At 41.0% G+C, this 10,931-nt stretch carries 12 protein-coding genes and 1 pseudogene; 11 read left to right on the top strand and 2 right to left on the bottom strand.

The window, feature by feature from the left end; translation table 11 throughout:
- Together AC27FM_RS12890 and AC27FM_RS12885 are read left to right on the top strand one after the other, a co-directional pair.
- Positions 1–183, top strand: a 183-nt coding sequence (locus tag AC27FM_RS12890) for a hypothetical protein (RefSeq protein ID WP_487088853.1), incomplete at its 5' end; no start/stop codon positions are given.
- A 50-nt stretch (positions 184–233) separates the two neighbouring features.
- Positions 234–975 (top strand): annotated as a pseudogene (locus AC27FM_RS12885) (Fic family protein); the annotation flags it as partial.
- A gap of 130 nt (positions 976–1,105) precedes the next feature.
- Here AC27FM_RS12885 and AC27FM_RS12880 read toward each other — a convergent pair.
- Together AC27FM_RS12880 and AC27FM_RS12875 are read right to left on the bottom strand one after the other, a co-directional pair.
- On the bottom strand, positions 1,106–1,384 hold the full coding sequence (locus AC27FM_RS12880) for a hypothetical protein (RefSeq protein ID WP_487088884.1): 279 nt from the start codon (positions 1,382–1,384) through the stop codon (positions 1,106–1,108).
- A gap of 19 nt (positions 1,385–1,403) precedes the next feature.
- On the bottom strand, positions 1,404–1,613 hold the full coding sequence (locus tag AC27FM_RS12875; protein ID WP_021816943.1) for a hypothetical protein: 210 nt from the start codon (positions 1,611–1,613) through the stop codon (positions 1,404–1,406).
- Between the two features lie 271 nt (positions 1,614–1,884).
- Between AC27FM_RS12875 and mobQ the strand changes: the two genes are divergently transcribed.
- From mobQ to AC27FM_RS12830, 9 genes are all read left to right on the top strand, one after another.
- Complete coding sequence (gene mobQ / locus AC27FM_RS12870; RefSeq protein WP_153522149.1) at positions 1,885–3,945, top strand: MobQ family relaxase; 2,061 nt, start codon at positions 1,885–1,887, stop codon at positions 3,943–3,945.
- An 81-nt stretch (positions 3,946–4,026) separates the two neighbouring features.
- Complete coding sequence (locus AC27FM_RS12865; RefSeq protein WP_162000210.1) at positions 4,027–4,335, top strand: hypothetical protein; 309 nt, start codon at positions 4,027–4,029, stop codon at positions 4,333–4,335.
- A gap of 35 nt (positions 4,336–4,370) precedes the next feature.
- The gene (locus tag AC27FM_RS12860) at positions 4,371–4,985 is read left to right on the top strand and encodes a hypothetical protein (RefSeq protein WP_153522150.1); all 615 of its coding nucleotides are present in this window, start codon (positions 4,371–4,373) and stop codon (positions 4,983–4,985) included.
- A gap of 1 nt (position 4,986) precedes the next feature.
- The gene (locus tag AC27FM_RS12855) at positions 4,987–5,322 is read left to right on the top strand and encodes a CagC family type IV secretion system protein (RefSeq protein WP_265246594.1); all 336 of its coding nucleotides are present in this window, start codon (positions 4,987–4,989) and stop codon (positions 5,320–5,322) included.
- A 20-nt stretch (positions 5,323–5,342) separates the two neighbouring features.
- Positions 5,343–5,705, top strand: coding sequence for a hypothetical protein (locus AC27FM_RS12850; RefSeq protein WP_014216295.1), 363 nt, complete (start codon positions 5,343–5,345; stop codon positions 5,703–5,705).
- Positions 5,674–6,333 (top strand): TrsD/TraD family conjugative transfer protein, encoded by a 660-nt coding sequence (gene trsD / locus AC27FM_RS12845; RefSeq protein ID WP_487088879.1) that lies wholly within the window; start codon positions 5,674–5,676, stop codon positions 6,331–6,333. Before AC27FM_RS12850 ends, trsD begins: the two co-directional genes overlap by 32 nt.
- 11 nt (positions 6,334–6,344) lie before the next feature.
- Positions 6,345–8,363, top strand: coding sequence for a VirB4 family type IV secretion system protein (locus tag AC27FM_RS12840; RefSeq protein WP_487088877.1), 2,019 nt, complete (start codon positions 6,345–6,347; stop codon positions 8,361–8,363).
- Positions 8,356–9,774: a conjugal transfer protein gene (locus AC27FM_RS12835; protein WP_487088876.1), complete on the top strand. Its 1,419-nt coding sequence runs from the start codon at positions 8,356–8,358 to the stop codon at positions 9,772–9,774. Before AC27FM_RS12840 ends, AC27FM_RS12835 begins: the two co-directional genes overlap by 8 nt.
- Entirely contained in the window at positions 9,775–10,929 is a 1,155-nt protein-coding gene (locus AC27FM_RS12830; RefSeq protein ID WP_487088875.1) for a phage tail tip lysozyme, read from the top strand.
- Positions 10,930–10,931: the final 2 nt, after the last annotated feature.

Genomic DNA, 10,931 nt, shown 5'->3' with positions numbered 1-10,931 from the left:
AAAGAAGTCGAAACAATTGATCAATTGTTGGCTGACCCATGGGCAGTCGATATTCAAGACATTTGGGAGCAAGCAGCTCATAATCCAGATCCTGATAAACGCAAGCTGTTTGACGCGTTACACACTTACCTCTTAGATAAGCGCCAAGAGCAAATTATCAACGAAAAGCATTTTGTGATTTAACATGGACAGGTCAAATAATCAGTGACTGAAATAGAAAGGAGGCACAAAATATGGCTAAAACTCGAACATATATGGACAAGTATAAATTCACAGCTGCAGAAAACCAACGGTTTGCCCGAGCAAACTTTACCAAGTTAGTGCATACTAATGCTCGTTTTGAAGGCGTTAATACCACTTTGCCACAAACACAAACTATTATGGACGGTATGAGCGTAGCAGGAGTACCTGTTGAGGATATTTTGACGATTGTTAATTTAAAGCGTGGGTGGCAATATATCACTGCTCAAAATTCCACTTTAACGTTAACCATGGAAAAACAAATCAACAAGATTGTGGCAGCGGAAGACGCCTTAGTACCGGGAGAATTACGGCAAGGGAAAGGAGGAGTTGATTTAGGTAGTGAAGACTTTTTTGAACCGCCTTTAATTAACGAAAAACAAGAACAATCCTTTTTACAAAAAATCTTGGCTGATCCACGAACGACGATTACTGATAAAGCATTGACTGTCATGTATCATAATATGCGCCAACAAATCTTTTGGGACGGGAACAAAAGGACGGCGACTTTAAGTGCTAATAAAATTATGATTGACGGTGGTGCAGGCTTAATCAATGTGCCGTTAGATAAGTGGGATCAATGGAACGAACTAATTGCCAATTATTATCAGACTAATGACATGACTAAAATTAAACAGTGGACATATGATAATGGTATTCAAGGATTACAAATTCGAGCAAACAAAAAAATTAAGTGCTAATGAATTAAACCAGATGTACAAGCAACTAAAAAAAACGGATAAATTAGAACTTAAATTAGTTGAAGACGAGATTAGTAAAAGAACCCAAAACCATCTCAAAGACTTTGCTAAAAACAATCTAGAAGTTAAGCCAAAAAATAATCCTGAAAATAAAAACGATCGGCCTAGTTATTAGGTTGATCGTTTTTGAGTTTATTTGGTTTATGGACATTAACGTAATCGGCAAATATTTTTAAAAACTCTTCGGTTTGTTCAACCGAGAGATTATCAGCTTGAAAGTATTTTTCTAGCAAAGCCCCTTTTTGAATTAATCGGCGAGAACGGGCTTTGCGGGCTTGCCGATTTTCATAGTATTTAGATTGCCGTAATTTAAAATCTTCTCGCTCAATTTTTTGTTTTAAACGCGCTTGTTGCTCAACTAGTTTTTCATATTGATTAGGTATAGTCATTACCACCTAACTATTATCGGTTATTTTGAGCTTGATTTAAAAAGGCGGCAACTTTTTTAGCAATCATTTTAATCTGTGGAGTAGTAAGTGTCCCATAATCCAAATTGGCTGATCTAATGATTTGCTTACCGAGATTTTGTTCAATTTTATTTTTTTCAGCTTTAATCTTTTGATTAAGCTGTTTTAATTTAGCTTCTTGTTTTTCTAAGTTACTTTGAGACATAATGATTCCTCCAATCATATTAAAAATAATCACCGACACTATATCATACAGAGAACGTTAAATCAAAGGATAGAAGTTGAAATAGCAAAGCGGAATGCATACACTATAAGTAAATTTATGGGAATCAGCAGGACGAGTGAAATGAGGTCAATGCGCACTTACACATAGAATAAATTCTATGTTGTGCTAACCCCCAAAAAAACTGTATTAGAAGTCGCCGATGTCGACAACAGAAGAAAACCCATAGAATCAAAGTAAAGAGGTGACTTACATGGCAATTTTTCATATGAGTTTTAGTAATATTAGTGCTGGAAAAGGACGAAGTGCGATTGCCAGTGCGGCTTATCGAAGTGGTGAAAAATTATTTGATGATAAAGAAGGTCGCCGATATTTCTATGCCCGATCGGTAATTCCAGAAAGCTTTATTTTAACCCCAAAAAATGCACCAGAATGGGCCAGTGATCGAGAAAAATTATGGAATGAAGTTGAAAAGAACGATCGTAAATCAAACTCACGGTATGCAAAAGAATTTAACGTGGCTTTACCGGTAGAATTAAGTGAATCCGAACAGAAAGAATTACTGACAAAATATGTGCAAGAAGATTTTGTCGATCAAGGTATGGTAGCTGACGTAGCAATTCATCGCGATCACCCAGACAATCCGCATGCACATGTGATGTTAACCAATCGCCCATTTAACCCCGATGGTAGTTGGGGATTAAAAGCAAAGACGCAGTACATTAAAGATGAAAATGGCAAGCAACTTTTAACCAAAAGCGGGTTTCCAAAACAAAGAAAAATTTGGTTGGTTGATTGGGATAAAAAGGAAAAAATTAATGAGTGGCGAAAAAATTGGGCGTTGAGTGTTAATCAGTTCTTAGCACAAAAAAATATTCCAGATCGGATTAGTGAAAAATCGTTTGTCGATCAAGGGATTCAAGAGACACCTACCCAACACGAAGGCATTAACAGCCAAAGAAAAAATCGAAAAGCATTTAATCAACAAGTTAGAGCGCAAAGAAACGCTCAAGCTAAATATCATAATCTTGACGAAAAGATAAGAAATCATGAACATTTTGACGCGTTAACTGACGAGCTATCGTTCTCTGAAAAACACACAATTAGTCATCTAAGTCAGCAATTGAAAACCTATGTCGATTTAGAACATTTAGACGATAAACAGCGCATGCTATTTAATTGGAAGAACAGCTTATTAATCAAACACGCGGTTGGTGAAGATGTAACTAAACAACTGCTGACTATTGACCAGCAAACGACATCACTAGCACAAGCTAACCAGTTGTTAAATAAAGTGGTGGAACGAGCAACGAAAAAGCTTTATCCGGAACTTAATTTTGAACAGACAACCGCAGCTGAACGACGGGAACTGATTAAAGAAACTAATAGTGAACAAACGATTTTCAAAGGCAGTGAATTAAACGAACGTTTAATGAATATTCGAAACGACTTATTAACCCAGCAATTATTGACGTTTACCAAGCGGCCATATACCAGCTGGCAGTTAGTTAATCAGCAGGCCCAAACAATTGAGAAGCAATTAACCACGGTACTAGCCAAACATGGTCACCAGTTAGACGATTTGAAGCATACTAATCGGGGCATGCTAGCCGCTTATCAACCTAACGAACTCGAATTCATTTCTAAAGCGGTGAAAAATTTACGGGTCATGCGGGAAGTTAAAGCCGTAGTGCAAACTCAATACAACAGCATTCTAACGACTGCTTTTCCGGACAGTGACATGGATAAGCTAGAGACGATTGATAAGGAGCAAATCTATACCGCTGTGGTTTACTATGACCCAGAATTAAAGCCATTAAGCGCCGAGGATCTTAGTCAATTACAACAGCAGCCACCGGTAGTCTTTACTAGTCAGCAACACCAAGCCGGTTTAAATTACCTGTTAGGTAAAATGGAATTAAAAGATATTCAGGATCATCGACTGCAACGGGTCTTAAAACATGATGGCACCCGGCAACTGTTTATCGGCGAATGTGGCCAAGATCCTAAGTTGGATCACAAACAAATTGAAATGGTGCAAGCCCTTTTGAAACAACAGACAACACGGTTTGATCAATATAAGCAAGACCAAATTAAGGACTATCAGGCCATTAATTATTACCCAACTAGCCCGAAAAACTACCTGACTAATATTTTGGACGAAGCCTTAATAACCATTTTATATGCGAAGAACACGGACTATCTAAGAAAGCAGCAACTACGTGGCTTAAAAGAGACCGAGTGGGAAATGACGAAAAAGCAACGGCAACACCAAACTCGAAACCGGCATGAAGATGGGGGCAGGCACTTGTAACCTAAATGTAAAAAAATAAATGGTGTAAGTTACACCTTTTGATGTTAAATTATGACTAAATTAAGAAAGGAGAACTTACATGTGACAGGCAATCAGGAATGGTACAGCGTAACGCAAGCTAATCACAAGCTGGGGCGTGGCCGAAATTATGTCAGCAACTGGATCAAACGACATCCAGAGTTTCCTGATCAATTTTTGCTTGGTTCAGGTACCAATAAATTAATATCTGATGAAGGGATAGAGTGGGTTAAAAATCACATAAAAAAAGAGGGCGTCCTCGTAAGCAGTGAAGTTGCTAACGAGGATCAGCACCTAGAAGTTACGATTCTGGGTGTCACCCTCCTAACAATCCATTTTACCGGGCGGGTTAGGGGAAAGCTAGTTGTTTAGCGACCCTAACGCGCTTTTTTTGAGGAGGTGATTTAATGAAAGTAGAAAGCTGGCAAGGCATTAATGGCAAGTTACTACATGATGACCAAAAGGCGATTGTGGTTGATGACGACCAAGCACTAACTGACCAGAAGCAGCTACAAGCGATATTAGATCAAGACGGTCAGCCAATCGATGAAGTTCGGCAAGCAATGATTAAGAAGACCGTTAAACGCCAGTTGAAGACTGAGCCGTTAAAGCTTAGTGGTTGGTTTAATCGCCACGAAGACAGTCAAAATGCTAAAAAGGCCGAAAAATTGGTAAGTGATAAACCGACTCATCAATATAAGCAGATCAAAAATGAAATGACCTTTTTTGGTGAGAGTTTCCTGGAAGGTTTCTTAGGTTTCTATGGCTTAGAAGTTGATAACGCCTTAGACCGTTACGAACATAATTTGCATGTCTTAGAGACCCAAGAACTAGGCCAGTCAGAAAAAGAGTATTACTTAGCCACGAGTGAAAACGGCCGCGTCAAATTAGCCACCGATCCATTACCAAGCCAGCAAATTGCCGAGGAACAAATGAACAAGTTCTATCAGCGTGAGCCAGAAGAAACGCAGGCAGAACAAATTCAATTAAGAACATCAGAAGACGATAGGAAGGAGGAATAACATGAAGTTCAGCAAAGTAAAAGCGTTAGCAACTACTGGAGCCACCACAATTTACTTGGGATTGATGAACGCTCAGGTTGTTTTTGCCGCGGACGGTGGCGAAGTTAAAAGCAAGCTAACCAGCGCTGGTAAGACAATTCAAGGTATTTTAACCGGGTTGGTCGTTTTAGTCGGGATTTGTGTGGCGCTATTTATTATTATCAAAAGAATGCCTGACGCAGACGATCCGCGAGAGAAATCTGAAGTTTATCACGCGGTTGGTCGGGTGGCTGGTTTAGTGGCCTTAGCGGCAGCCATTATCTGGCTATTACCTTGGGTTTACAGCCTATTCACTTAATTTAAAAAGGAGCCTGCCAAATGAAGAAAGGAAAAGAATTTATCTTCCCAGAGAACGTAGATAAAGATTACGGGATCTGGAAAGACTACACCTTGAAGGATTTTGGCTATGCGGCGCTGGCAGGACTAGTGGGCTTAATTTTTATTGCAATCCCACCCTATGGTCTGATCTTAGTCCTGATAAAAATAGTGATTGTTGTCTTAGCCATGACGATTGTCATGGCTATTTTAACAATTAGGCCAGTTGCGGCGAGGAAGAATATTAAAGTGCGGGATAACTTTAAGTTGAAACGCCGCTATGCCAATGGTCAGAAACTGTTTTATTTAAAACCGAAGAAGCGAGGTGAACTAAATGCGTTTGAAGAAGAGCAAAACCGCCAATAAAACAGCCAAGCTAGATTGGGATTATCAACCGCCTAAAATCAATGGTGGCAAAGAGACCATTGATGACATGAGCTTGGTGGTGGGTATGTATGGTAATTACGAAGTTACCAAAACCGGTAATCTCGTTGGCATTTTGGAAGTTAGTGGGATCAACCTTGATCTACTTAATGAAACCGAACAACAGGACGTTTTTGAGGACTATGGTGCGTTTCTCATGAGTGCCTTAGGTGAAGGCGTTGATGACACGTTACAGTTCTTAGAACCGACGATTCCCGTCAATATGACGGCTTATCTCAATGGTCTCAAACGGCGGTATCTCGCCTTACAAAAAGACCACCCGGAGCAACAGTTCAAAATCCAGCTCATAGCCAGTTACTTGGATCACTTTACTAAAGTCCAAGAATCCAAAAACATGACAACTAAGCAACATTTGCTAATCGTTAAGGTGCCAATTAAGGACAAAAGTGTTAAGAGCTTAAACATAGCGGTCACTCATTTAGACGAAAAGATCGAACAGGTTAAACGGGATATTGAAAATGCGTTAACGGACTTTGATGTGACGGCCAAAGTTTTGACTAGTCAGGAAGTCCAAGAGATTTTAAAGAACTTGATCAATTTTAATGGATAGGAGGCAACAGTATGAGTTTTGGTGATAAGGTCATTGATTTATTTATGCCAACTAAAAAAGAAAGACATCAAGGCAATAGCGGCCAAACGGGTAGTAAGTCCAAATCGGAAATTGAAGACTTTACCAAGTTGATTGATCGCGATAGCTTGCATTCACTATTTCCGTTTAGCTGGGAACAGTACCCCACCTACGTCCAGTCGGGTGAGAATTTTATTCGGGTGTTAGCGATTGCTGACTATCCCAAGCGGGTGTATGGCAACTGGTTGTCAGAATTGAAGCGCAAAAAAGGCGTTATCGATATTGTGCAATATATCGACAGCGCCAGTAACAATTCAATGATTACCTATTACAAGAAGACGATTCAAAATAAGGAAGCGCAGAAGCTCAATACGTTCGACCCGTATAAAAAGAAGATTCTGCAAAATTATATTGATTCAGCCAACATGCAACTAGATAAATACCTCGATAATTCTACCACATTTGTGTACCAACATATGCTCATTTATCTGCGGGCCAACAGTTTAGCAGAATTAGATGACTTAACCGAAAATGTTAAGAATACATTGATTAAGCTACAAATGAAGCCCCTTGTGCCCGTTAAAGCAACCTTCCAGGCTTTTTGGTCAACCATGCCAATTAACGAGAACCTTATGGGGGATTACACCTATAAAGAGAGTAATACCGAAGTGGCCAGCAGTATGTTTCCCTTTGATGACGCCGAAATTCTGGACTTAAAGCCGAGAAGTGATATTGAAGGAGTTAACAAAGACACCAACAGCTTAATTGCCGTAGATATGTTGGATCGCAACAAGACCCTAAATCAAAATCAAGTGATTATCGGAACCTCGGGGGTCGGCAAGACCACCTATATGATTCAGAAAATCCTACGCTACGCCATTCAAGACTATCAACTCTACATTATTGATCCAGAAAATGAATATACCAAGATTGTTGAAGCCCTGGGTGGCGCAGTCTTGCACCTAACCTCGAATGCTAAGTACAAAATTAACCCGCTCCAAATTTTCTCCGAAGAAATCCTAAGCGCCGATGAGGCGGTCACGAACCTTGATTTACTAGTTAAAGATAAAATCCAGCGATTAAAGGGATTCTTTGAAGTCCTTAAAACCGGGATTACCCAAGTTGAGCTGGCAATTCTTGATGATGTCGTTAAACAGGCCTACGTCAACAGTGGCGTTTTGAAATATAGCCGCTTAAAAGAAATTAAAGACGATCAGTGGCCGACCTTATCCAATGTCTATGACGAGTTGGAAAAATTGACAGATAAGGACGCCGACAAATTTAATCGGGTTAAAGACTTCTACTACATCTTAGGCAGCTATACCCATGGTTCTAACAGCCTATTTGACGGGCACACCAACGTCAACCTAAAGGGAAAGATCATTTCTTTTGATCTAAAACCACTACAAAGTGAACAGGAAGTCCAATCAGCGGCTTATCTGAATACCTTCCAGTATTTGTGGGACGAAATCACCAAAGATCGGCATAGCCGCAAGAAATTGTTTGTTGATGAATTTCACTTTTTAACCTTACACAAAGCGGCTGCCACCTTTTTCCATCAAGCCTACAAACGGTTTAGAAAATACAATGCTGGAGCGATCGCCGGAACGCAGCAAATCCAAGATGTGATTGAGGGAACAACTGATACAGGGCAAAATATTGGGGAAGCAATTATCGGTAACTCCTATACTAAAGTATTCTTTGGTCTTGACGGAAAAGGTGTAGATGATGTGATTACCAAGTTGCGTATGACGTTCTCGGATAAAGAAAAGAAGTTATTAGAACGTCGTAGACAAGGTGAAGCCCTGATGATCTATGGTAGCCAACGCGCCTTTATGCGTGTCGAGTTGACCGAAGAAGAACTACGGCTAATTGACCCAGAAGCTTACCAAGAAAAATATCACCGTGAGACAGCCGGGCAACCGGACTATCAAAAGCGCGTGGTCTTAACACCTAGTGAGATTGACGCTTTAACTACCACCGAGGAGGAAGGAGGGACTTTAAATGAGTAAACCAAACCAATTATTGAATATCGAGGTTGGCACCTTCAAGCGACAGGGAAACCAGTTAATTCTCGAACTCAATCACAATCAGTTTCGATACGACCAGTTGAGTGAGCTAAACGAATTAAAGCAAGCTGATGCCAATTTCTTACAGTTGGTTAACGTAGTTGAGCAAGACCAGAAGGTTGTTTTAACTTATACCTTGCCGGATAAGGTCAGATCATTAAAGGAATTACCACATGAAAATAAAGCAATCCGGTCAGCGATTGCCAAGGAAATCATGGCGCAACATGTGGTTAACGATAGCCAGTATCACGTTGCGTTGAACCCAGCTAACCTGTGGTATTACCCCATGCAACATGTTTGGTACGCCTACCGGGCCAATGAGCTCATGCCTTATGATGACAAGCATAGCAATTTAGCCAAATACAAAGCACTGATTCTGTTTTGCTTGACGGGGACGCCCTACGAACGGCTACTAAGCAATCCTAAAGAAGCCCTAGCTAAACACCCGGATGACTATTTACAACAAGTAGCTAAAGCTACGTCGCTAAATGAGTTAACGGAAGTGGTTAACGGCATTGAGGACTTTGTGAGCTATCACGAATGGCAGGAAGTTGAAACGGCCCAACAGAAAACCAAACAACGATTATGGTTGAGTGTGGCTGGGGTAGCGATTGTGGCCGTTTTGGCCGTCGGCTTAGTTCATAAAAGTGATGAACGGCAATATCAAAGCTTAGCTAACCAGAACCAAGCTCAGGTCACGCGATTAAAATATAGCGGTCAAATTCAGACCGCTTTAAATGATCAGAAGTGGTCAGAAGCGCAAAAAGATATGCAACGGGCCGGCTATCCTTCAACTAAGCAAGTCAGTGTCTTTTTAAAGCATCGTCAATACCAGCAAGCCTTAAACGTTGACCCAAGTCAGTTGAACAAGGTTGTTAATGCGGCTTATGCCAACCAAGATAGCAGTCAAGTGGCCGATTGGCAGTTACCAACTAAGGCGACGAGTAAGCAAAAAGATCAATTGAAACTCGAAAAAGCGATTGTTAATTATGATACCAATACGCTTAATAACCAATTATCCTTTACGACGAACGCTGATGTTTTATTGAGAATGGGACAAGCTTTCCTCGCCCATAATGATACGCAAGACGCCCAGACTGTCCAAACCAAGTTAGCCGGCGTGAACAGTCCTAAAGCTAAGTATTTAAAAGCCTTGTTAAGTCTCAATGCCGCTAAGAACGAAGTTAGCGACGCCCAAAAGAAGTTAGATGACGCCAACAAGATTGACGGCAGTAAAGATAAGGACAAAGACAAGAAGGTGGATTCGGCTAAGTCTGATTTAAAGAATGCCCAAAACAATCAGCAAGCGGCCCAAAAAAAGGTCGATCAGGCCAAGCACAAAGTGGGTGATTAAATGCAGGTATTGTCATTTGAATATAAGAAAAAGAAGTGGAAGTTGATCGCTTATATTGTGGGTGGCGCCATTCTGCTAATCATCTTGTTAATTGCGGCAGTAACAGGTCAATTGCAAGAAAACAGTTGTGATAATTCAACGACCACAGAAACGCAATTAGATAGTAAGAGCATGACGGAAAATGCCAAAAACATTTATGCGCACTGGAAGCAAAAGTATGGTGCCACCCCACAAGCGGCCGCCGGTATCTTGGGGGTCTTACAACTAGAAAGTCGCCTTGATCCCAAGTCCGTTAATTCCAGTTCCGGGGCCACGGGCTTAGCCCAGTGGTTAGGTGGTCGAAAAGATAAACTGGAAGATTTAGCCCATAAAGAAAATAAACCAGCGACCAATCTCGGGGTACAGTTGGATTATCTCGACCAAGAATTGAACAGTAGTTACTATGCGTCAAACAAGCAGATTTTTAAATATACGGACGTGCATAAAGCGACCAAAGCCTGGTTAATGGATTACGAGGGTATGAGTAAGAACCCGGAACAATGGTATTTAAGCCAAAGATACGGTTATGCCGATCATTGGTATTCCGTGTTGGGTGCAAGTGATCCCGTGGCCGGTAATACGTTAGATAATGCAAGTTCCGGCGATCTGACCGAACTAGGTTGTGATAGTGACCCGAGCTATTCCGGTGGCAGCATTGTTAAAAACGCGGAAAGTATGAAGGGCGACTTCTATTATGTTCAAACCCACCCTAGCCCCGATTTAGGTAGCGATTTAAAGAATCCTAACAAAACCGGTGGGACAGATTGTTCAGGCTTTGTCTGGTTAGCGCTTAATAAAGCTGGTTACAAGGTACCGGCCAACATGGGTTGGTTTACCGGCACGATGGCCAGTGACGCCAAAGGCAGCCATCAATATCTGAAACAGATCAGTGAAAATGACGCAAAGGCCGGCGATATTGTCATCGTCAATCAAGGTGCGGGAGCCGGAAACAACGGTCACACTGCCATTCTGCTAGATAAATGGCAAGGTAAAGCCACCAAGATTATTGAGCAAGGTGGTACGGGTGATAAAGTTAACGAAAGCACTTTTGGCACCGCTTTTTATAGTTTATTGAACGGTAGCGATGTAACGTTAGCCCGGCCAATCAAGAAGTAAGG

The sequence above is a fragment of the Companilactobacillus sp. y65-5 genome (assembly GCF_057541095.1).
Note: the sequence above shows the minus strand (reverse complement) of the source record. Positions and strands in the feature narration are given on the sequence as shown.